The 20,560-nt window shown below is 64.1% G+C and carries 20 protein-coding genes; 17 read left to right on the top strand and 3 right to left on the bottom strand.

Translation table 11 applies throughout. The annotated features are described in order from the left end of the window. Nucleotides 1-104: 104 nt before the first annotated feature. Nucleotides 105-1,244, top strand: a complete 1,140-nt coding sequence (gene proB / locus RN347_RS15580; RefSeq protein ID WP_311958870.1) for a glutamate 5-kinase — start codon at nucleotides 105-107, stop codon at nucleotides 1,242-1,244. A gap of 38 nt (nucleotides 1,245-1,282) precedes the next feature. Here proB and RN347_RS15575 read toward each other — a convergent pair whose 3' ends face one another. Beyond that, a complete protein-coding gene (locus RN347_RS15575) occupies nucleotides 1,283-2,242 on the bottom strand; it encodes a DUF1853 family protein (protein WP_311958869.1) in 960 nt (319 codons plus the stop codon). 109 nt (nucleotides 2,243-2,351) lie between these two features. Here RN347_RS15575 and RN347_RS15570 point away from each other — a divergent pair, with 109 nt between their 5' ends. After that, entirely contained in the window at nucleotides 2,352-3,746 is a 1,395-nt protein-coding gene (locus RN347_RS15570; RefSeq protein WP_263585913.1) for a Glu/Leu/Phe/Val dehydrogenase, read from the top strand. Between the two features lie 46 nt (nucleotides 3,747-3,792). On the opposite strand, the gene RN347_RS15565 is transcribed toward RN347_RS15570, so the two are convergent. Then, nucleotides 3,793-4,269, bottom strand: coding sequence for a PepSY domain-containing protein (locus RN347_RS15565; RefSeq protein ID WP_311958868.1), 477 nt, complete (start codon nucleotides 4,267-4,269; stop codon nucleotides 3,793-3,795). A 168-nt stretch (nucleotides 4,270-4,437) separates the two neighbouring features. Here RN347_RS15565 and RN347_RS15560 point away from each other — a divergent pair, with 168 nt between their 5' ends. The 15 genes from RN347_RS15560 to RN347_RS15490 all read left to right on the top strand — a co-directional run bounded on the left by RN347_RS15560 (nucleotide 4,438) and on the right by RN347_RS15490 (nucleotide 18,902). Next, nucleotides 4,438-4,803: a PepSY domain-containing protein gene (locus RN347_RS15560; RefSeq protein ID WP_311958867.1), complete on the top strand. Its 366-nt coding sequence runs from the start codon at nucleotides 4,438-4,440 to the stop codon at nucleotides 4,801-4,803. Further along, nucleotides 4,803-5,474, top strand: a complete 672-nt coding sequence (locus RN347_RS15555) for a response regulator transcription factor (RefSeq protein WP_263585916.1) — start codon at nucleotides 4,803-4,805, stop codon at nucleotides 5,472-5,474. The genes RN347_RS15560 and RN347_RS15555 overlap by 1 nt, the downstream gene beginning before the upstream one ends. After that, nucleotides 5,467-6,846 carry a sensor histidine kinase gene (locus RN347_RS15550; protein ID WP_263585917.1) on the top strand — a complete coding sequence of 460 codons (1,380 nt, stop codon included), beginning with the start codon at nucleotides 5,467-5,469 and terminating at the stop codon, nucleotides 6,844-6,846. Before RN347_RS15555 ends, RN347_RS15550 begins: the two co-directional genes overlap by 8 nt. Continuing rightward, nucleotides 6,839-8,761 carry an alkaline phosphatase D family protein gene (locus RN347_RS15545; protein ID WP_311958866.1) on the top strand — a complete coding sequence of 641 codons (1,923 nt, stop codon included), beginning with the start codon at nucleotides 6,839-6,841 and terminating at the stop codon, nucleotides 8,759-8,761. Before RN347_RS15550 ends, RN347_RS15545 begins: the two co-directional genes overlap by 8 nt. A 120-nt stretch (nucleotides 8,762-8,881) precedes the next feature. Continuing rightward, complete coding sequence (locus tag RN347_RS15540; protein ID WP_263585919.1) at nucleotides 8,882-10,630, top strand: bifunctional diguanylate cyclase/phosphodiesterase; 1,749 nt, start codon at nucleotides 8,882-8,884, stop codon at nucleotides 10,628-10,630. 77 nt (nucleotides 10,631-10,707) lie between these two features. After that, on the top strand, nucleotides 10,708-11,670 hold the full coding sequence (gene phnD / locus RN347_RS15535) for a phosphate/phosphite/phosphonate ABC transporter substrate-binding protein (RefSeq protein WP_311958865.1): 963 nt from the start codon (nucleotides 10,708-10,710) through the stop codon (nucleotides 11,668-11,670). Between the two features lie 73 nt (nucleotides 11,671-11,743). Beyond that, nucleotides 11,744-12,574, top strand: a complete 831-nt coding sequence (phnC, locus tag RN347_RS15530) for a phosphonate ABC transporter ATP-binding protein (protein WP_311958864.1) — start codon at nucleotides 11,744-11,746, stop codon at nucleotides 12,572-12,574. After that, nucleotides 12,571-13,395 (top strand): phosphonate ABC transporter, permease protein PhnE, encoded by an 825-nt coding sequence (gene phnE, locus RN347_RS15525; protein WP_311958863.1) that lies wholly within the window; start codon nucleotides 12,571-12,573, stop codon nucleotides 13,393-13,395. Before phnC ends, phnE (RN347_RS15525) begins: the two co-directional genes overlap by 4 nt. Before the next feature lie 13 nt (nucleotides 13,396-13,408). Then, the gene (gene phnE / locus RN347_RS15520; RefSeq protein WP_311958862.1) at nucleotides 13,409-14,224 is read left to right on the top strand and encodes a phosphonate ABC transporter, permease protein PhnE; all 816 of its coding nucleotides are present in this window, start codon (nucleotides 13,409-13,411) and stop codon (nucleotides 14,222-14,224) included. Between the two features lie 112 nt (nucleotides 14,225-14,336). After that, complete coding sequence (locus tag RN347_RS15515; RefSeq protein WP_311958861.1) at nucleotides 14,337-14,828, top strand: C40 family peptidase; 492 nt, start codon at nucleotides 14,337-14,339, stop codon at nucleotides 14,826-14,828. 196 nt (nucleotides 14,829-15,024) lie between these two features. Then, nucleotides 15,025-16,803 carry an EAL domain-containing protein gene (locus RN347_RS15510; protein ID WP_311958860.1) on the top strand — a complete coding sequence of 593 codons (1,779 nt, stop codon included), beginning with the start codon at nucleotides 15,025-15,027 and terminating at the stop codon, nucleotides 16,801-16,803. Between the two features lie 66 nt (nucleotides 16,804-16,869). Then, complete coding sequence (locus tag RN347_RS15505) at nucleotides 16,870-17,094, top strand: DUF2835 domain-containing protein (protein ID WP_263585926.1); 225 nt, start codon at nucleotides 16,870-16,872, stop codon at nucleotides 17,092-17,094. Nucleotides 17,095-17,100: 6 nt separating this feature from the next. Next, nucleotides 17,101-17,478 (top strand): hypothetical protein, encoded by a 378-nt coding sequence (locus RN347_RS15500; protein WP_311958859.1) that lies wholly within the window; start codon nucleotides 17,101-17,103, stop codon nucleotides 17,476-17,478. 128 nt (nucleotides 17,479-17,606) lie between these two features. Beyond that, nucleotides 17,607-18,197, top strand: coding sequence for an antibiotic biosynthesis monooxygenase (locus tag RN347_RS15495; RefSeq protein WP_263585928.1), 591 nt, complete (start codon nucleotides 17,607-17,609; stop codon nucleotides 18,195-18,197). Between the two features lie 33 nt (nucleotides 18,198-18,230). Beyond that, a complete protein-coding gene (locus RN347_RS15490) occupies nucleotides 18,231-18,902 on the top strand; it encodes a glutathione S-transferase (protein WP_311958858.1) in 672 nt (223 codons plus the stop codon). Nucleotides 18,903-18,938: 36 nt separating this feature from the next. On the opposite strand, the gene nhaD is transcribed toward RN347_RS15490, so the two are convergent. Beyond that, on the bottom strand, nucleotides 18,939-20,408 hold the full coding sequence (gene nhaD / locus RN347_RS15485; protein WP_311958857.1) for a sodium:proton antiporter NhaD: 1,470 nt from the start codon (nucleotides 20,406-20,408) through the stop codon (nucleotides 18,939-18,941). Nucleotides 20,409-20,560 lie beyond the last annotated feature (152 nt).

The raw sequence follows: 20,560 nt of genomic DNA, 5'->3' as shown, positions 1-20,560 counted from the left end.
AGGCGAAGGGGCCCGCAGGCTCGCAGCAGTCAGCGGGCCTGGCAGTAACGTTCAACGTATTGTCGCCATCGAGCTTGTAACGTGGCGGGCAGGAGTGAGGTGGCATGGAACATCGTGAGCAGTGGCCGGGCCGGGAGGTACTGACGGGCGCGCGCCGCGTGGTGGTGAAAATCGGCAGCGCCCTGATCACCGACGACGGGCGGGGCCTCGATGACGTGGCCATCGGTGCCTGGGTCGATCAGATCGCCGCGCTTCACGGGCGCGGCGTCGAGGTCGTGCTGGTCTCTTCCGGCGCGGTGGCGGCAGGCATGGTGCGCCTTGGCTGGCAGGCCCGGCCGAGCGCGGTACACGAACTCCAGGCCGCCGCCGCTGTGGGCCAGAACGGCCTGACCCAGTGCTACGAGCAGCACTTCGCCCGCCACGCCATGCTCACCGCCCAAATTCTGCTGACCCACGACGATCTTTCCGATCGCAAGCGCTACCTCAACGCGCTGTCGGCGCTGCGCACGCTGGTCGAAATGCGCGTGGTGCCGGTGGTCAACGAAAACGATACCGTGGTCACCGACGAGATCCGCTTTGGCGACAACGACACCCTGGGCGCTTTAGTAGCGAACCTGCTGGAGGCCGACGCGCTGGTGCTGCTCACCGACCAGGAGGGGCTGTTCGACGCCGACCCGCGTCACGACCCCAGCGCCACCCTGATCCAGGAGGGTCGGGCCGACGACCCGAAGCTCGCCGCCGTGGCCGGTAGCGGCGGGGCGCTGGGCCGGGGCGGTATGAGCACCAAGGTGCGCGCTGCCAAGCTCGCCGCGCGCTCCGGGGCGCTGACGATCATCGCCAGCGGCCGCCAGCCCGAGGTGATCACGCGCATCATGGCCGGCGAGGCGCTGGGCACGCTCCTCAAACCCGACCAGGCACCGATGGCGGCGCGCAAGCGCTGGCTCGCCGGCCAGCTCCAGGTGCGCGGCACGCTCACTCTCGATGCCGGCGCGGTGAACGTGCTGCGCGAAAAGGGCTCGAGCCTTCTGCCGGTGGGCGTGCGTCAGGTGCAGGGCAGCTTCAAGCGCGGCGATATGGTGCTCTGCGTGGACGAGCAGGGCAACTCCATTGCCAAGGGGCTGATCAATTACGGCGCCGACGAAGCGCGCCGGCTGGCCGGCAAGCCGAGCCACCAGATCGAGGCGATCCTCGGCTTCATCGAAGCGCATGAGCTGATTCACCGCGATAATCTGGTCATCGTCTAGATCGTCTAGATCGTCTAGATCGTCTAGATCGTCTAGCCTCAAGCCCGCGTTTCGATCGGCAGCGGCACCTCCCGCGGCCAGGCGTCGGGCACGATGAATACGCGCTCGATCGCACCATCATCGGCTTTCAGCATTACCTGCTGCGGGCCGAAGCGCTCGATGCACGCCTCGATCTGCGGCCACAGCGCCGCCGGCGGGTGAAACGCCGCCTCGACAGGCGGCGCCATCCAGAACGGCCGCGCAAGCCAGGCCAGCCGCACCTTTCCCGCGCTCTTTAAAAGCGCTTCCCAATCCTTTCGATGGCACCACCGCCCACGGTCGTGCTGCGCGGTCGCGCCTCGCGGCGGGGGCAGCGTGGCGTGAAACGGGTAAAACAGCACCCCGGGCATCGCCACCTGCTGGGTGATCTCGCCGATCTCGCCCGGACAGTCGCGTGGGGTGAGCCAGTGGCGCAGCGTACTGCGGGCAAGCGGAGTGGCGGAAAGCGGCAGTTGATGAGCGTGCAGGTGCGCGCACTTGCGCGCCAGGCTGTCGAGTCCGCCGGTGCCGATCCAGCGGTTGGGGCTGTCCGGTGCATCCGGGCCTTCATCGAGTCCCAGATAGAACTTGATCGCCACTTCCAGATGTAGGGGGGCGGGATTGGCTTGCGTGCGGTAGAGCATGTCCAGCTCGCCCAGGGTCTGGCGGCGCTCGCGAATGGCGACGTTGTGCGCCAGAAGCCGGGTATTGGGGCTATGGGCAAGCAGCAGATGCCACAGCGCCTCATGGTAGTGGCCCATGCGCGTCACCCGCTTTTTTGAAAGCGCGCGAATCGCCGGCTCCTGGCGCAAAAGCCAGGCCTTTTCGCCGCGCGCAAGCCCCAGCGCCGCGCGGCTCGGCCGGCCCGGGTAACCGTTGAGCTCGACGATGTCCGGGGCGTCCAGAAGCCACGCCAGATCGCGCGCAATGGCGTCTTCGAGCGGGGCGCTGGGCGCATCAAGAGGGCTTTGTGGCGGCATGTCGTCGCTCCGGCGGCGTCTGCACGTTAGCGGTGAAATCGAAAAACGGCTGCTACGCTTAAATGCGGTTGACGATCTCAACGGCCCATCGATGCAAAGGAGTGTATTCATGGCTCATTCGAAAAATAGCGGTAAAAGCAGTGCGAAGGATAGCGCCAAGCGCAAAAAGCAGGCGTCTTCGAAAAGCGCCGAGTCGAAAAACGCGGCCTCTCCCCACTCTGATGTCGAAGCCCAGGCGCTCACGCCGCAAACCGGCGCGGCGCTTTTTGACGATGCCCGCTCGCGCCTGGAAGAGGTGTTCGAGGCGCTGGATATTCACCACGACGCCCGCGCACGGCTGATGCAGCCGGCAATGTCGCTGCAGGTCAGCATTCCGGTGCGCATGGATGACGGCCGCCTACAGGCGTTTCCTGCCTGGCGCGTGCAGTACGATATCTCGCTGGGGCCGGCCAAGGGCGGCGTGCGTTTTCACCCGAAGGTCAATCAGCACGAGGTCACCACGCTCAGCTTCTGGATGGCGGTGAAGTGCGCGGTTGCCGGGCTGCCGTTTGGCGGCGGCAAGGGCGGCGTCCAGGTCGATGCCAAGGCGCTTTCATCGCTGGAGCGTGAGCGCCTGGCGCGAGGCTACATTCGTGCTATTGCCGACGTCATGGGCCCGGATCGTGACATTCCCGCGCCAGACATGAACACCGACGCCGAGGTGATGGGCTGGATGATCGATGAGTACGAGAACATCGTGCGCCGCCGGGCGCCGGCGGCGATCACGGGCAAGCCGCTGTCGCTGGGCGGATCCCCTGGCCGGGTCGAGGCCACCGGCCGCGGCGCGCTCAAGGTGCTGGATCTCTGGGCGCAGCAGCAGTCACGTAAGCCGGAAGAGACCACCGTGGCGGTGCAGGGCTTCGGTAACGCGGCGTACCACTTCGCCCGCCTGGCCTGCGAGCGCGGCTATCAGGTGGTGGCGGTGTCCGACTCCAGCGGCGGCATCTACAAGGAAAAGGGGCTCGATATCGAGTCGGCCAAAAAGGCCAAGGAGAAGCACGGCGAGCTTGCCAAATGCCGCCAGGGCAACGGCATCAAGGGCGAAGAGCTGTTGGCGCTCGAGGTCGACGTGCTGGCGCTGGCCGCGATGGAGAATCAGGTCACCAATGATAACGTGGACGACATTCGCGCCGGGATGATTCTCGAAATCGCCAACGGTCCGGTCACCAGCGACGCCGATCGCGCGCTGGAAAGCCGCGGGGTCGACGTGCTGCCGGACGTATTGGCCAACACCGGGGGCGTGATCGTGAGCTACTTCGAGTGGCTACAAAACCGCGCCGGGCAGGCCTGGAGCGAAGAGCAGGTCAACCAGCGGTTGGACGAAACCCTCGACGATCAGGCCAACCGGGTGCTGGAGCGCGCCCGCGACGAAAAGATCACCTATCGTCAGGCCGCGTATCGCCAGGGGGTCGAGCGGATTGCCGAGGCGATCATGGCGCGCGGCAACTGTCAGGACTGTCGCTAGGGCACCTCAGGGGCGGGCGTTGGCTCGCCCCTGCTAGGCTCAAACGTCAGTCGCGGTCGATCTCGACTACCTTGAAAGAGCCCTGGCGCACGCTGATCTCGATATCGCGTCCGTTTTCAGCCTGGCCTTCGATATCGATGATACCGCTGCGGCTGATGTCGATCTCCTCGAACGCGGTCATGCCTTCCTGGCGGGCCATCTCGAACGCCTGACGGATATCGTCCTCGCTCATGCCCCAGGCGCCACTGACCAGGCGCTCGCGCTCCTCCTTGAGCGTTTCGCCGCTATCGAGCGAGAGCTCGATGTCGGCAAACCACTCCTCGTCAAGCCAGCCCTCGGCTTCGATACGGCTATCGTCCTCGACGCTGAGCTCTTCGATATGAGTAAAACCGTAGTCGGCGGTGTAGTTCAGCACCTCATCCAACCGCTCGAGCCCCAAACGGTCGGCCTGGGCGGCGCCGGCGGTGGCAACGAGCAACAGAGCGGAGGCTGGCAGCAGCACTGCTTTTTTCATCGACGTCATGTCACACTCCTTATTGCGGTATAAAAACCTTACAGGCTTGAAATCTCGCATCAGCGTTCACGCAGCGCCTGGTAAGGTGAGACCGTCTCTTTATAACAGCGCCGTTCTGTCGCCAAGCTGAAGGCGGCGTTCATCCCGCGTTCATCTAGAGTTTGGCATCCTGAGCCCATGAAACGATTTTCGTGGTTCTATCCAGCCTCCTTTTGCGCCGCGCTGCTGGCCGTGGCGACGTTTGCGTGGACGAGCTCGGCCGACGCCGAGCCGCAGTGGCGAACGCTTCACGGTCAGGTGCAGCGTGGCGAAACGGTGGGGCTGGAGTCGCTTCTGGACTGGCTGGAGGCGCGCTATGAGGGTGAAGTCATCGAAATCGAAATGGAGCGCGATGACGGCGAGATCGAGTACGAGATCAAGATGCTCGGTCCCCAGGGCCAGGTGGTCGAGTTCGAATTCGATGGCAAAAGCGGCCAGCTAATGAAAATCGAGGGCGTGCGGATCAACGAGATGCGCCGCGACGACGTCAAGGATGGCGAATAATGAAGTGTTTATTGGTGGAAGACGACCAGGCCCTGGCCAGTGAACTGGCGCTGGCGCTCAAGGACGGCGACTGGCTGGTGGAAGTCGCCGATACCGGACAAAAAGCGGATTTTCTGGTGCGAACCGAGACCTATGACGCGCTGATTCTCGATGTCGGCCTGCCCGACGGCGACGGCACGCGCTGGCTAGGCGCTTGGCGCGACGACGGCATCGACCTGCCGGTGCTGATTCTCACCGCGCGTGAGCGCTGGGCAGACAAGGCGGCGGGCTTCTCCGCCGGCGCCGATGATTACGTCACCAAGCCTTTTGAGTCCGCCGAGGTGCTGTTTCGCCTGCGCGCGATTTTGCGCCGCACCCACGGTCATGCCCACCCGGTGATTCGTCTGGGCGAGCTGAGTCTGGACACCCACACCCAGCACGTCAGTCTCGCCGGGCGCCCGGTCAGCCTCACCGCTCAGGAGACGCGGCTTCTCAGCTATTTGATGCACGCCGCCCCGCGCGTGGTCAGCCGCGCCGAGCTCGCCGAGCACGTTTATGATCGCGACCAGGAGCCGGACTCCAACGTGATCGACGTGCAGATCAGCCGGCTGCGCCGCAAGCTCGGCGCCTGGCGCTTCGTCACCCTTAGAGGCCAGGGCTACCGCCTGCTGGCCGAGGCGCCGGATGCCTAGCCGGCGCGCGCGCCTTCGCGCCAGGATTGGTCAGCGCTGGGCTCGCCGCTCGATCGCCACCCGGCTGCTGCTTGCCGCGCTTGTGCTCGTGGGGCTGGCGCTGCCGCTGGCCGGGGCCTGGCTTGCCCACTACTACCAACGCGCCGCGGTCGACGCGTTCGATGAGCGGCTGGAGGCCACGCTGAACGTGGTGATCGCCGGCGTCACCTTCGACCCTGTCGCCAATACGCTTGATTACCCCAGCGCGCTGGGCGATGCGCGCTTCGATCAGGTCTTTTCCGGCTGGTACTGGCAGATCACCGACCAGGGCGAGCACCGTCTTGCCTCGCGCTCGCTGTGGGATCAGCGCCTGCCGGTCACCGACAGCCGCCTGGCCCGCGCGCGAAGCCTTGAAGGCCCGCGCGGCCAGCCGCTTCGCGTGGTCGAGCGCGACATCTACCTCGCGCCGCTCGAGACGCCGCTGCACGTCAGCGTCGCCGCCGATGAAAGCGCACTCAAAGCGGAGATTCTCGGTTTTCAGCGGCTTCTGTGGCTGGGTGTGCTGGCGCTCTCGCTCCTCCTGCTGGGCGTTCTGGCGCTGCAGGTGCGCTTTGGGCTGGCGCCGCTTCGGCGCATGAACGCTGACCTTCGCGAGGTCGAAAGGGGCGGCGCAAGCCGCATGAAAACCCGCCTGCCCGAGGAGCTTGCCACGTTGGCCACCTCGATGAACGCGGTGCTCGCCCGCGACCAGCGCCTGATCGAGCGCGGCCGCCACGCCGCCGGCAATCTCGCCCACGCGCTGAAAACGCCGCTGAGCGTCATGCGCCTTCAGCTTAACCAGCTCCCCTTGGAGCCGCGCGAGCGCTTCGACATCGAGCTTTCGCGCATCGACAGCGCCGTGCGCCACCACCTGGCCCGGGCGAGCGCCGCCGGTGATGGCCTTCACTTGGCGCCGATCGCCCTGGAGGAGACGCTGGCCGGGCTCATCGAGGGCCTTGGCCGGCTGGCGGGTCGGCGCCAGGTGGCGCTGGAAACCCGCTGGCAGGCGCGCCCCCACGTGCGTATGGACCGCCAGGACGTACAGGAAGTGGTGGGCAATCTGCTGGATAACGCCCTGCGCTGGGCCGAAAGCCGCGTGACGCTGCGTGTTCAAACGCAGGGCGAGACCCTTCATCTAAGCGTGGAGGACGACGGCCCGGGCATGGACGAGGCGCAGTGCCAGGCGGCGCTCGAGCGCGGCAAGCGCCTGGACGAGCAGCGCTCGAACAGCGGCCTCGGGCTCTCCATCGTGGCGGATCTGGTAGCGCTTTATCAGGGCACGCTGACGCTCACCCGCGGCCAGGCCGGTGGGCTTTGTGTCGCCCTTCGGCTTCCGGTGGTGGCCCGTGGCTGAGCGTATCGAGCAGGCGCTGCCCGACGTACTGGTCGGCCCACTGCTGCGTCGGCTAAGCCCCACGCGGCTGACGCTATGGCTGGTGAGCTCGCGCCCGCTCGAGATGACACTGATACTCTTCCCCCACCAGCCGCGCGAGCGCGCTTTAGAGGTGAGCGCGGCGCACACGCGCCTACCGGTCGGCCGCCACGCGCACATCTGCCTGATCGATGTGGCGCTCGAGGCGCCGCTGCCGTGTGACGAGCGCATCGACTACGACCTGCGCCTGAAAACGGCGTCCGGCGGCTGGCGCTCGATCGCCGAGTGGGCGCCCTGGCTTTGCCACGACGGCCAGGCGTTTCCCGCCTTCGTGCTCGCCTCGCGCCACCACCGCTTGATGCACGGCTCATGTCGCAAGCCCCATCACGAAAGCCCCGATGGGCTGGTGCGCGGCGACGCCTGGCTTGTAACGCGTCAGGACGAAGCCAGGCAGTGGCCGGCGTGGCTTCTGATGACCGGCGACCAGGTGTACGTCGACGACGTGGCGGGGCCGACGCTCACCGCCATTCACGCGCTGATCGACCGGCTCGGGCTTTTCGACGAATGCCTCGAGGGGGCCACGGTCGAGGATAGCCAGGCGCTCTACGCCGCGCCGCAAACGTATTATCACCGCGAAAAGCTGCTGCCGGACGTGACCAGCAACGCCGCCCTTCGCGAGCGCTTTTTTGGCGGGGTGAAAAAGCCGGTGTTCACCTCGGCGAACGCCTCGAACCACCTGATGACACTGGCCGAAATGCTCGCCATGTACTGCCTGGCGTGGTCGCCGACCCCCTGGACGCTGATCGACCCGGCCGAGCCCGCGCTCGAGCCAAAGGATCAGGCCACCTACCGCCAGGAGCAGGCGACGATGGCGGCCTTCGTCGAGGGCCTTCCGCAGTGCGCGCGACTGATGGCGCACCTGCCGAGCCTGATGATCTTCGACGACCACGACGTGACCGACGACTGGAACCTGACGGCGGACTGGGAGCGCTGCGCCTACGGGCACCCGTTCTCAAAACGCATCATCGGCAACGCCCTGATCGCCTACCTGCTCTGCCAGGGGTGGGGGAACGACCCGGACAAGCTCACTCCGCTGGTCGACGAGGCCGGCGCGCTGCTGGCATCCGCCGGTGATACGCTCAAGGCGCCACGTCAGGATCGCTTCATCGAGCGGCTGTTGCGCTTTCAGGGCTGGGAGTGTCACGTGCCCGGTACGCCGGCGCTGCTCGTGCTTGATACCCGCACCCGGCGCTGGCGCAGCGAGCGAAGCCCCAGGCGCCCCTCCGGGTTGATGGATTGGGAGGCGCTGATGGAGATGCAGCAGCAGCTTCTCGAGTGCCAAAGCGCGGTGATCGTCTCGCCCGCGCCGATGTTTGGCGTCAAGCTGATCGAAGGCGTGCAGAAGCTCTTTACGCTCGCGGGCAAGCCGCTGGTAGTGGACGCCGAAAACTGGATGGCCCACCGCGGGGCGGCCAACGTACTGCTGCAGATCTGGCGCCACTCGAAAACGCCGGGCAACTACGTGATTTTATCGGGAGACGTTCACTACTCCTTCGCTTACGACGTTTTCGTGCGCCGCCGCGAACGTCCTCCGCATCTGTGGCAGATCACCTCCAGCGGCATCAAGAACACCTTTCCCAAACAGCTCTTGAACGTGTTCGACCGGCTCAACCGCTGGCTCTACGCGCCCTGGTCGCCGCTGAACTGGTTCACCAAACGGCGCAAGTTCGATGTCGTGCCCCGTGACCCGGTCGGTGCCAGTGCCGGCGAGCGGCTCTACAACGCCAGCGGCCTGGGGCTGGTAACGCTGGATCACCAGGGCCGGCCGACGGACATTCGCCAGCTCGATGCTGGGGGCGGGGAGGTCCGCTTTCCGCCACCCAAAGCGCCGACCTGATCACCGGGTTGTCATAAAAATGTCACCACCATGACGCAGGATTTTGCGGGTCGAATCTCATCCAAAAGGACCAGGGCTCAATGAGGTTTATCCGTACACCCCGTTCATAAGGCCTTTGGCATGACCGCGCAAGACGCTCAGTGGCTACATCTCATTCTCGAACGCGAAGACCTGAGCGTTCTGTTTCAACCCATCATGGACGCGAGCCAGCAGGCGATCTTTGGCTATGAGGCGCTGGTGCGCGGGCCAGAAGCGTCGCCGCTGCACTCGCCGCTGCGCCTGTTCGACGTGGCGACCCAAGCCGGGCTTCTGGTCGAGCTCGACCTGTTGTGCCGGCGCCTGGCGATTACCCGCTTTGCCGAGCTCGAGCTTCCGGGCTTTCTGTTTCTCAACGTCATGCCGCTGACTATCGTCGAGCGCGACTTTCAGGAGGGGCTGACCCTGGGGTTCGTGCGCGAAAGCAACCTGCCCCCGGAGCGGGTGGTGATCGAACTCACCGAGCACGTGCCGATTCACGACTACGAGTTGATGCGCCAGGCAGTGGATCACTACCGCGACATGGGCTTTCAGGTGGCCCTCGACGACCTGGGGGCCGGGCACTCGAGCCTTCGCCACTGGGCGGAGCTGCGCCCGGACTTCGTCAAGCTCGACCGTCACTTCATCGCCGGGATCGACCAGGAGCCGGCCAAGCGGGAGTTTCTGCGCTCGATTCTGGATGTGGCGCGAAGTCTCGACTGCAAGCTGATTGCCGAGGGGATCGAAACCGCCGCCGAGCATCTGTGCCTTTGGGAGCTCGACCGCGGACTTTCGCTCTTGCAGGGTTTCTATTTTGCCCGTCCCAGCGCCACGCCGCCGCTTTCCCTTCATATGCAGCTACCCGCCGCCGGGCAGATCAGCAGCGCCGGGCGTACCGCCCGCGCTATTTCGCGCCCGATCGATACCGTCGCCCCAGAGGATTCGGTGCTGGCGCTGGCCGAGCGTTTTCGTAACGCCCCCACGCTTCGCTGTGTCGCGGTGATCGACAGCGGCCGGCCGGTCGCAGTGGTGCGGCGAAACGCCTTTTTGACTCTGTTCACCAACCCCTACAGCCACGCGCTCTACGCCAAGCGCCGGGTGATGGACGTTGCCGATACCCGTGCGCTGATCAGCGAGGCGGACACGCCGCTGGAAACGCTCAGCCAAGCGCTGACCGAGCGCCACGACATCGACCAGGAGGATTTCGTGATCGTCGAGCAGGGGCGCTATCTGGGCATGGGCAGCATCGTCGACCTGCTGCGCGAGATCACTGCGATCCAGGTGCGCCAGGCGCGCCACGCCAATCCGCTCACGGGGCTGCCCGGCAACATTCTGATCAACGAGACCCTGAGCCAGACGCTCGAGGCGCAAACGCCCTTCGCTGCTGCCTACGTCGATCTGGACAACTTCAAGGCGTTCAACGACGCCTACGGCTACGCCCGGGGCGATCAGGTGATCATTGCGCTGTCCCGGCTGTTGCAGGCGCAGGTGGACAGCGCCGGCGGCTTCATCGGTCATATCGGCGGCGATGACTTCATGATGCTGCTGCCCATCGAGCACTGGGAGAGCGTGTGCCGCCAGATTCTCGACTCCTTTGGCGTGATGGCGCCGCAGTTCTATACCGAGAGCGATCGACAGCAGGGCGGGGTGCGGGTCGAAAATCGTCGGGGGGAGGCGGATTTTTTTCCTTGTGTGAGCGTGTCGATCGCCGTCCAGCCGGTGCTGGATGCGACGCGCTATAAAGCGCTCGAGGTCGCGGCCAAACTCTCCGAGCTCAAGCACCAGGCAAAGAAGATTCCCGGCAACAGCCTGTTCGTCGAGCGCCGTGAGGCCCAGGGCTCAGTGTCATCCTGATGTCACGTTAGTGTCGCGTGGCTGTCATTCGGCGCTGGCACCATGAGGGCACTTCGAACAACGCTCAGGGGTTCACGATGACGCTCTCTTTTACCCGCACGCTTCTTAGCGCCGCCATTACGGGTGCCTTCGCGCTGACCACGCTCGGCGCCGCCGCCGATCTCTCCTCGCGCTACACCGATGACGATGGTGACATGGTCGCCGACGTGCCCAGCGACGAGTCCCAGTGGGTCGACCCGGATACGCTGGTCTTCGCCTACACGCCGGTAGAAGACCCGGCGGTGTACGCCGAGGTGTGGGCGGACTTTCTCGAGCACTTGAGCGAGGCGACCGGTAAGGAGGTGCAGTTCTTCCCGGTGCAGTCCAACGCCGCTCAGCAGGAGGCGCTGCGCGCCGGGCGTTTGCATATCGCCGGCTTCAACACCGGCGGCGTGCCGGTGGCGGTGAACTGCGGCGGGTTCCGCCCGTTCGCCATGATGGCCGCCGACGACGGCAGCTTCGGCTACGAGATGGAGATCATCACCTACCCGGATAGCGGCATCGCGTCCGTCGAGGACCTGCAAGGGCGTCAGCTGGCGTTTACCTCGGAAACCTCCAACTCCGGGTTCCGCGCGCCCTCGGCGCTATTGCGCTCCGAGTACGGCATGGAAGCGGGCGAGGATTTCGAAACTGCCTTCTCCGGCTCTCACGACAACTCGATTCTGGGCGTGGTGAACCAGGACTACGACGCGGCGGCGATCGCCAACTCGGTGGCCAAGCGCATGCTCGCCCGCGGCGTGGTCAACGAAGGCGACTTCGACGTCATCTATACCTCGGAAACCTTCCCGACCACCGGCTATGGCCTAGCGCACAACCTGAAACCCGAGCTCGCCCAACAGATTCAGGACGCCTTTTTCAGCTATGACTGGGAAGGCACGCCGCTGGCAGCGGAGTTCGAAAACTCCGGCGAGGCGCAGTTCATCCCGATCACCTACGCCGATCACTGGTCGGTGATTCGCACCATCGCCGACGCCAACGACGTCACCTACGACTGCGACTGACCCCCGCGTTTTTCGAGACCTTTCGGCCGGAAGCTACGCTTGCGGCCGAGTGCCGTATTGACGAGGTACTTCCATGCTCACACTTGCAGGCGTTGGTAAACGCTACCCCACCGGTGATCGCGCGCTCAGCGATATCGAGCTGACCCTTCCTGAGGGGCAAGTGCTGGCGCTGATCGGCCCATCGGGCGCGGGCAAGAGTACGCTGATCCGCTGCGTGAACCGGCTGGTGGAGCCGACTCAGGGCAGCATTCGCCTGGGCGATCAGGAGCTGACCACTCTGTCCGGCGCCGGGCTCCGGCGGGCGCGGCGCTCGATGGGCATGATCTTTCAGGAGTACGCGCTGGTGGACCGGCTCACGGTGATGGAGAACGTGCTCTCCGGGCGGCTGGGCTACGTTGGCTTCTGGCGAAGCTTTCTGCGCCGCTACCCGTCGGATGCGGTGCGCGAAGCGTTTCGCCTGCTCGAGCGGGTGGGGCTTGCGCATGCCATCGACAAGCGCGCCGATGCGCTTTCCGGCGGCCAGCGCCAGCGGGTGGGCATCGCCCGGGCGCTGTTGCAAAGCCCGAGGCTTTTGCTGGTGGACGAGCCCACGGCGAGTCTCGACCCGAAAACCTCGCGCCAGATCATGCGCCTGATCCGCGAGCTCTGCGCCGAGCGGGGCCTGGCCGCGATCATCAACATCCACGACGTGGCCCTGGCGCAGCAGTTCGCCGACCGCATCGTTGGGCTCAACGCCGGGCGCATCGTCTTCGATGGCGCCCCGGGGGAGCTGACCGCCGAAATGCTTACTACGATCTACGGCGAGGAGGAGTGGGATGTTCGCGAGAGCGCGGACAGCGAGTATGAGGCACCAGACGCGCAGCGGCGGGCCGTGGCGCCGGCAATGCGCGTGGCCGCCTCATGAGGTCGGACAACCAGGCGCGACTGAGCGCGGCGCAGCGCGGACAGTGGCGAAAGCCCGCCTTCATCGAGCGCCGGTGGCTTCGCGTGGTGCTCTGCGTAGGCGTGCTGGCGTATCTTGCGCTGGCGCTGGGCTCCGTCGAGGTGAACTGGGCGCGGGTCGCCGAGGGCGCCGGGCGCGGGCTCAACTTTTTGGCGGCCTTTGCCCACCCGGATTTTGTAAGCCGCCAGAGCGACATCCTCGCCGGGCTGCTGGAGAGTTTGACCATGACGCTCACCTCCACGGTGATCGGCGTGCTGCTCGCCATTCCCGTGGGCCTCGGGGCGGCGCGCAATATCGCGCCGCTGCCGGTCTACGTGCTGTGCCGAGCGATCATCGCGGTGTCGCGCACCTTTCAGGAGATCATCATCGCGATTTTGTTCGTGGTGATGTTCGGCTTCGGGCCGCTGGCTGGGATGCTCACCCTGGCCTTTGCCACCATCGGCTTCATGGCCAAGCTTCTGGCCGAGGACATCGAGGATCTCGACGCGCGCCAGGTCGAGGCGGTGCGCTCGACCGGCGCCGGCTGGTGGCAGGTGATGAACCACGCCGTCCAGCCCCAGGTGATGCCGCGGCTGATCGGGCTCTCCATGTACCGCCTCGACATCAACTTTCGCGAGTCGTCGGTGATCGGCATCGTCGGCGCCGGCGGCATCGGCGCCACGCTCAACACCTCGCTCAGCCGCTACGAGTACAGCACGTCGGCGGCGATCCTGTTGATCATCATCGCGATCGTGCTGGCCAGCGAATACGCCTCCAGCCACGTTCGCCGCTTCACCCAATAGGCAGGAATCCCTGATGCCCGTTTCGACCTCTCTTGATGGTTTGCCGCTGTGGCAGCGGCGCACCAGCCGCGCCCAGTGGCTGCGCTTTGGCGGCTGGCTTTCGGGCACGTGCCTGTTTCTGCTCTGCTGGAAAGTGATTTCGGACAACACCATGTGGGTGTTCGCCCTGGACGCCGGGCGCCAGGGCAGTGACCTTCTAAGTCGCATGCTGCCGCCGCGCTGGGAGTACGCGGCGAGCCTTTGGCAGCCGATGTGGGACACGCTCAATATTGCCACCCTGGGCACGGCGCTGGGCATCCTGATGGCCTTTCCCGTGGCGTTTCTCGCCGCGCGTAACACCACGCCGCACCCGCTGGTGCGAAGCCTGGCGCTGACCGTCATCGTTTCGTCGCGCTCGATCAACTCGCTGATCTGGGCGATGTTGCTGGTCACCATCGTTGGGCCCGGCGTGCTCGCGGGCATCATTGCCATTGCGCTGCGCTCGATCGGCTTCGTCGGCAAGCTTTTGTACGAGGCGATCGAGGAGATCCACCCAACCCCGGTCGAGGCAATCAGCGCCACCGGGGCAAGCCGCCTGCAGGTGATGAACTACGCCGTGCTGCCCCAGATCCTGCCTGCTTTCGCCGGCATCAGCGTCTACCGTTGGGATATCAACATTCGCGAGTCGACGGTGCTGGGACTAGTCGGCGCCGGTGGCATCGGGCTACAGCTCAACGCCTCGATCAATAGCCTCGCCTGGAGTCAGGTCAGCGTCATCTTCGTGATGATCTTCGCAACCGTTTTGGTCTCAGAGTGGATCTCGGCGCGTGTGCGCCACGCGATGATCTGAGACTCAACAGGCAGGTGTGGCAACCGTGCGCGCCTTGGGCCATGATGAAACCTCATTGACGCCACCGGCCGAGCGCACCATGTCGACACCGTGTTTTTGTACCGCTTCTCGCTTGTCTTTTTACGTTGTCTTGCCTCGCGCCTGCCGGCGCCTTGGGGCGCTGCTGGCGCTTTTTCTGCTCGCTGGCTGCGCCAGCAAGGAGATAGCCACCGCCCCGACCCCGAACATGGCGGGCATCTCGATGGAGCGCGCGCTGATTCTTTCCCACGCCCAGCAGGCGATCGGTACGCCGTATCGCTTCGGCGGCAATACGCCCAAAGGGCTCGACTGCTCGGGGCTGGTCGAGATGACCTACCGCGCCGCCGGCTTCAAGGTGCCGCGCACCGCCGATCAGCAGTACCGGGCGCTGCCCGGCACCCCACAGCCGCGCCCGGGAGATCTGCTCTTTTTCGGCAGCGGTGCCAAGGCCACCCACGTGGGCATCTACCGCGGCAACCGCCAGATGATCCACGCGCCGGGCAGCGGCCGTCAGGTGGTCAGCGTACCGCTGGACATCGACTACTGGGAAAGCCGCTACCTGGGCGCGGCGTCACTGGCGCCATAAGCGCGCGAAAAAAGATGAGAAGTTTCGTTTAAGTACGCCCATTAAATGTTAATAATGGTAGCCTGTTAAGCGTGATGAATTTAGTCATCCGCGCCGTGTTGCTTCGCGCGGCGAATGCGCCGCTGATCAAGCCGCTGAATGGGCAGGCTTTCCCGCGATGCATGGCTCACTCCCCGATTTGCCCAAGGAGCAGTCATTGGCTCAGCAACAATTCGATGCCGCGCTGTCGTTGCGAGGTAACGCGCCGCTTTCGGTCGTGCCCTCCAGCGCTTCGTATTCGCTCTGCGAAGCGGCATTCTATTGTGCCAATGAAGCGATCATCATCACCGATGCCGAGAATCTCGTCGTCGACGTCAACCCGGCCTTTTGTGAGCTGACCGGGCTTGCCCTGGACCAGGTGATGGGTAAATCGCCCCAATCGTTCAGCATTCTGGCGCTGGAGGATAGCCGGGCCTCGCGGTTTTTGAACGACGACGTGCTGTTTCGCGACCGCGGCAAGAGCCAGGTGAGCTACCGGGGACACGATGGCAAGCCTTATCCGGCGATGATGTCGACCAACCGGGTACGCAACGAGCAGGGCGGGGTGGCCTATCATGTCATCGTGCTGTCGGATCTCTCCGCCATTCCCGCCCACGCGCGTCATCTCGACCGCGAAATCAGCTTCGACTCGCTTACCGGCTTACCCAATTTGCATCTTTTGACCCAGCTCATTCAGGAATCCATTCAGCACGCCGATGCCAGGGGCCTGCCGCTGGCGGTGTGCTCGCTCGATATCGACTACTTTCAAACCCTCAACGAGCGGCTGGGCCCCAAGCGCGGCGATACCATTCTGGCGGCGTTTTCCCGGCGCGTGAGCCACTTGCTGGTTGGGGATGACGTGCTCGCTCGAGTCGGCGGCGACGAATTCGTGCTGCTGTTGCACCACGGGGTGGACGAGGCGTATTTCGAAACGCTCTTGAACTCGATTCGCCAGCCGCTGATGCTCGATGGTCAGAGTATCTATCTCACGGTGAGTCTGGGGGTCACGCTCTACCCCAACGACTACGCCCAGGGCGACATACTGCTGCGCCACGCCAACCAGGCGATGTATCGCGCCAAGCAGCGCGGCCGCGATACCTACCATTTTTTTGACCCGGATCAGGACCGCCAGCTGCGCGTGCGCCATGAAAAGCGCCAGCGCTTTTCCGATGCGCTCAACGGTGACGAGCTGCGCCTTTTCTATCAGCCGCAAATCGACATGCGCACCGGTGAGATCGTTGGTCTCGAGGCGCTGATTCGCTGGCAGCACCCGGAAGAGGGGCTGCTGGCCCCGGCGGCGTTTTTACCGGACATCGAGGCGACCCCGCTCGAGGTCGATCTCGGCGAGTGGGTGATCAACGAAGCGCTGCGCCAGCTCTCGGTATGGCAAACCCAAGGCACGGCGCTGACGGTGAGCGTGAACATCAGCCCTTCCCATCTGCTGGTCAAGGATTTCAGCCATCGCCTTGGCGAGCACCTGGCGCGCTACCCAAGCGTGAGCCCGTCGCTTTTGAAACTCGAAGTGCTCGAAAGCGCCGCCATTCACGACATCCAGTCGGCGCTGGTCAACATGGCGTGCTGTCAGACGCTGGGCGTGGGCTTTGCCATCGACGACTTCGGTACCGGCTTTTCGTCGCTTACCCACCTGCGCCAGCTGCCGGTGAACCTGATCAAGATCGATCAGAGCTTCGTGCGCGATATGCTGGACGACCACGATGACATGGCGATCGTCGAGAGTGTGATCTACATGGCCAACCGGTTTAAAAAGCCGATGCTGGCCGAAGGCGTGGAGACGCTGGCCCACGCGAGCGCGCTAATGGCGCTGGGCTGCCACCTGGCCCAGGGCTATGGCATCGCACGCCCCATGCCCGCCGAGCAGGTGCCCGATTGGATCGAGCACTGGCCCGAGCGCCTCGAGTGGCACACCATCAAGCCGCTTTCGAAGGGGCTGTTGTAAGCTCGATGCCTGCTCGTTTCTATCCATTATTTCCCTGGCCGCTTGAGTGTTGCTCGTACCGTTACCATGCCTTCCATCGACGTCGTTTTGAGTTTGACCCCGCGTGAGTGCCTGGCGTACTACGAAGGGCGCTATCGCAACGTACGCGCGCGCAGCGTCGACGGCCGCTGGGTCGTCTTTCCCGCCGAGGCGCTGCGCCGAGTCGTCGACCAGGAGGGCGTGCACGGGGTGTTTCGACTCACGTTTACGGGTGAGGGCCGCTTTAGCCGCATCGATTTCGTTCAAAGGTAATTCGCCATGCCCGCCTTTCATCAAGCGCCGAGCCTGAACGAGCTGGTGCTGCGCATTATTCCCAACCTCAACCAGGCCGACACCCTGGTGCTCAATACGCTCGAGAGTTTGATCGAAAGCGCCAGCGACCCGCTCGAGGTGCTGCGGCGCAAGGAGCAAAAACAGCAGTTCGCCCTCGAGATATACCGGCTTCGCCTGGGGCTGGAGGGGGTGCTGGAGCGCTATCGGGACGACGTCAACGCGTTGATCGACAATGAAAATCACCGCTCGCCGCCGCTGTCGTTCAAACCCGGCGAGGAGGCCGTGATCCGCGACGCCATCGCTATTTACGATCACGTACGCGCCTTTCAGCGCGGCGAGCGTGCAGCGCCAATACCCCGTTAATTTTCAGTGGCCGAACGTTTCTGGCACCGATATTGCGTCTATAATGCAGGGCTCGCCCAGGGCTTACCCGCCCCGGCGAGCGACAGCGGCCTACCCGGTCTCGCTGTGACTCATTTTGGAGATGACCCATGTCGACCTTACCCGTGACGATGATGGTGGCCCGCCGCGTGGCCAACGGCCGCTATCAGGACTTTCAGCGCTGGCTCAACGAAGGCCGCGACCTGGCGGCGGATTTTCCCGGCTACCTGGGCTCCGGCGTGCTGGCACCGCCTCGGGGCGACGACGAGTATCAGATCGTGTTTCGCTTTAGCGATCAGCAGATGCTCAATGTCTGGCAGCACTCCGCCTCACGTGAAGGCTGGCTCAAGCGCGGCCAGGGGCTTTTCGACTCCCCGATCGAGCAGCGTGCCACGGGTCTGGGGGCCTGGTTTCACATGGACGGCGTCGAGCCTACCCCGCGCTGGAAACAGGCGGTGGCGGTGTGGCTGGCATTTTTTCCCATTTCGCTGATGTTTCAGTGGCTGTTTGGCGCGCTGTTGGCCGATTGGGCGCTCGTGCCGCGCGTGCTGGTCAGCACGCTGGCGCTAACGCCGATCATGGTGTTCATTTTCATTCCGCTGTCGACCCGGCTGCTGGCGCCCTGGCTTCAGGGGCGGTGGTCGCCGCGTGTACAGCTGGGCCGCTGGTGGCAAAGCCATCGCTCCCAGGCCAGGCTGTAAGAGCGTTTCACCATCCACCACCAGGGAAGGGCCATGATTCACGTCCACCATCTCGAGAAATCGCGCTCGCACCGGGTTATCTGGCTTTTGGAGCTTCTGGGGCTCGAGTACGACATTCACGTTTACAAACGTAACGACAAGACCATGCAGGCACCGAAAGCGCTCAAGGAGGTGCATCCGCTGGGCAAGTCGCCGGTAATCGTCGATGGCGAGCTGACCATCGCCGAGTCCGGCGCGATCATCGACTACCTCGTCGAGCGCTACGGTAAAGGACGTTTCAAGCCTGATCCTGAGGACGTCGAGACATGGCTGGACTACCGCTACTGGCTGCACTACGCCGAAGGCTCGCTCATGCCGCTTCTGCTCATGAGTCTGGTATTCAGCCATATTCCCAAACAGTCGCCGGCGCTGGTGAGGCCCGTGGCCAAGGGAATCAGCTCGACGATCCGCGAGCGCTTTCTCGACCCGCAGCTCGATCAGCACATGGCGTTCATCGAAGCGCACCTGCGCGCGAAGGAGAACTTCGGCGGCGCCTGGCCAAGCGGGGCAGACGTACAGATGAGCTTTCCGATGCTGGCGCTCAAGGGCACCCGCTCGCTTGGCAACTACCCGGCCATCGCAGGATTCACCCAGCGTTTGGAGAGCGACCCCGCCTGGCAGCGGGTGATCGAGCGCGCCGGGCCGCTGGATATCCTCGAGCGCTAAAGAAAGTGCCCGGCGCGCCCCGCGCCGGGCAAACCGTTAGCCGAAGCTTGCCGCGTTGAGCCACAGGTGCACCAGGATGCTGGCCACGTAGCCAAGCAGGATCACCGGCGTCCAGCGAAGATGACCCATGAAGGTATACGAGCCGCGGGCCTGACCCATGACGGCCACTCCCGCCGCCGAGCCGATCGATAGAAGACTGCCCCCGACGCCCGCGGTCAGCGTGATCAAAAGCCACTGCCCATCGGACATCGCCGGTTGCATGGTCAGTACGGCGAACATCACCGGAATGTTGTCCACCACCGCGGACACTACGCCGAGCACCACGTTGGCCCAGGTCGGGTTCCAGCCGCTGTAAAGCGCTTCGGATAAAAGCCCCAGGTAGCCCATGAACCCAAGTCCGCCGACGCACATCACCACGCCGTAGAAAAACAGCAGCGTGTCCCACTCGGCGCGCGCGACGCGGTTGAAGACATCGAAGGGCACCACGCTACCCAGCTGTGCGAGCTTTTTATTGTCGCCTTCGCGGCTATAGATTTCGCGCTTGCGCGCAAGCGACTTGGGGAGGCTCTTGCGCAGGTAGAAGCCGAAAAACTGCAGGTAGCCAAGGCCGGTCATCATGCCCAGTACCGGCGGCAGATCCAGCAGCGTATGGCACAAAACCGCGGTGGTGATCGTTAGCAGAAAAAGCGCGATGATGCGCCGCGCGCCGCGCTTCATGATGACCTCTTCGTAGACACTGGCGGGCTTTTGATCCTTGATGACCAGGCTCATGATCGTCGCCGGCAGCAAGAAGTTGACCAGCGCCGGCACGAACAGGATGAAGAACTCCTGGAAGGGAATGATGCCTGCCTGCCACACCATGAGTGTGGTGATATCGCCAAAGGGGCTGAAGGCACCGCCGGCGTTGGCGGCGACCACGATATTGATACACGCCAGGTTGATGAAACGCTTGTCGCCTTCTGCCACCTTGGTGATCACCGCGCACATCAAAAGCGCCGTGGTCAGATTGTCGGCGATCGGCGAGAGGAAAAAGGCGAGCCCGCCGGTCAGCCAGAACAGCGTGCGGTAGTTGAAGCCCTTACGCAGCATCCAGCTGCGCAGCGCATCGAACACCCGACGCTCCTCCATGGCGTTGATGTAGGTCATCGCCACCAGCAAAAAGAGCATCAGCTCGGTAAATTCCAAAAGCGTCATTCGAAACGCGTACTCGGAGGTTTCCGACAGCCCGTTTTGAACGTATACCCAGCCAATGAGTCCCCAGATGATGCCCGCTGCCACCAATACCGGCTTGGATTTGCGCATGTGGATTTTCTCTTCGGCCATGACCAGCGCGTAGGCGAGTATGAAAATTCCCAGTGCCAGAAACCCCGTCGTCGAGCTGGTTAAATCGAGTTCGCCGGTGATGGCCAGAGCGCAGGGCGAGAAGATCAGCAGGGCCATCGCCCATAAAAAAAGCCAGCGGCGAGCGGGTCGCGGCTGGCGTAAGGCGTGATGTCGCATCAGCATAAGAGTGATTTCCTTATTATTAAAAGGGACTAAAAAGAGGCACTTCGAGTTTAACAACGGGGGGGTTAACGCAATATGGAATAAAACCGAAAGAAGTGCGCTATCAATGGGTTTGAAACGTCTTTTTTTAGCAAATTAGTCGTTTAGAGAAT

Source organism: Halomonas sp. PAMB 3264 (genome assembly GCF_031954245.1).
In the GTDB taxonomy this organism is placed as follows: domain Bacteria; phylum Pseudomonadota; class Gammaproteobacteria; order Pseudomonadales; family Halomonadaceae; genus Vreelandella.
The sequence above is the reverse complement of the archived record's forward strand: the minus strand, read 5'-3'. Positions and strand labels throughout refer to the sequence as shown.

Coding starts and splice junctions, on each gene's coding strand:
- proB (WP_311958870.1), top strand. CDS start 105: ATGGAACATCGTGAGCAGTGGCCGGGCCGGGAGGTACTGACGGGCGCG.
- RN347_RS15575 (WP_311958869.1), bottom strand. CDS start 2,242: ATGCCGCCACAAAGCCCTCTTGATGCGCCCAGCGCCCCGCTCGAAGAC.
- RN347_RS15570 (WP_263585913.1), top strand. CDS start 2,352: ATGGCTCATTCGAAAAATAGCGGTAAAAGCAGTGCGAAGGATAGCGCC.
- RN347_RS15565 (WP_311958868.1), bottom strand. CDS start 4,269: ATGACGTCGATGAAAAAAGCAGTGCTGCTGCCAGCCTCCGCTCTGTTG.
- RN347_RS15560 (WP_311958867.1), top strand. CDS start 4,438: ATGAAACGATTTTCGTGGTTCTATCCAGCCTCCTTTTGCGCCGCGCTG.
- RN347_RS15555 (WP_263585916.1), top strand. CDS start 4,803: ATGAAGTGTTTATTGGTGGAAGACGACCAGGCCCTGGCCAGTGAACTG.
- RN347_RS15550 (WP_263585917.1), top strand. CDS start 5,467: ATGCCTAGCCGGCGCGCGCGCCTTCGCGCCAGGATTGGTCAGCGCTGG.
- RN347_RS15540 (WP_263585919.1), top strand. CDS start 8,882: ATGACCGCGCAAGACGCTCAGTGGCTACATCTCATTCTCGAACGCGAA.
- phnD (WP_311958865.1), top strand. CDS start 10,708: ATGACGCTCTCTTTTACCCGCACGCTTCTTAGCGCCGCCATTACGGGT.
- phnC (WP_311958864.1), top strand. CDS start 11,744: ATGCTCACACTTGCAGGCGTTGGTAAACGCTACCCCACCGGTGATCGC.
- phnE (WP_311958863.1), top strand. CDS start 12,571: ATGAGGTCGGACAACCAGGCGCGACTGAGCGCGGCGCAGCGCGGACAG.
- phnE (WP_311958862.1), top strand. CDS start 13,409: ATGCCCGTTTCGACCTCTCTTGATGGTTTGCCGCTGTGGCAGCGGCGC.
- RN347_RS15505 (WP_263585926.1), top strand. CDS start 16,870: ATGCCTTCCATCGACGTCGTTTTGAGTTTGACCCCGCGTGAGTGCCTG.
- RN347_RS15500 (WP_311958859.1), top strand. CDS start 17,101: ATGCCCGCCTTTCATCAAGCGCCGAGCCTGAACGAGCTGGTGCTGCGC.
- RN347_RS15495 (WP_263585928.1), top strand. CDS start 17,607: ATGTCGACCTTACCCGTGACGATGATGGTGGCCCGCCGCGTGGCCAAC.
- RN347_RS15490 (WP_311958858.1), top strand. CDS start 18,231: ATGATTCACGTCCACCATCTCGAGAAATCGCGCTCGCACCGGGTTATC.
- nhaD (WP_311958857.1), bottom strand. CDS start 20,408: ATGCTGATGCGACATCACGCCTTACGCCAGCCGCGACCCGCTCGCCGC.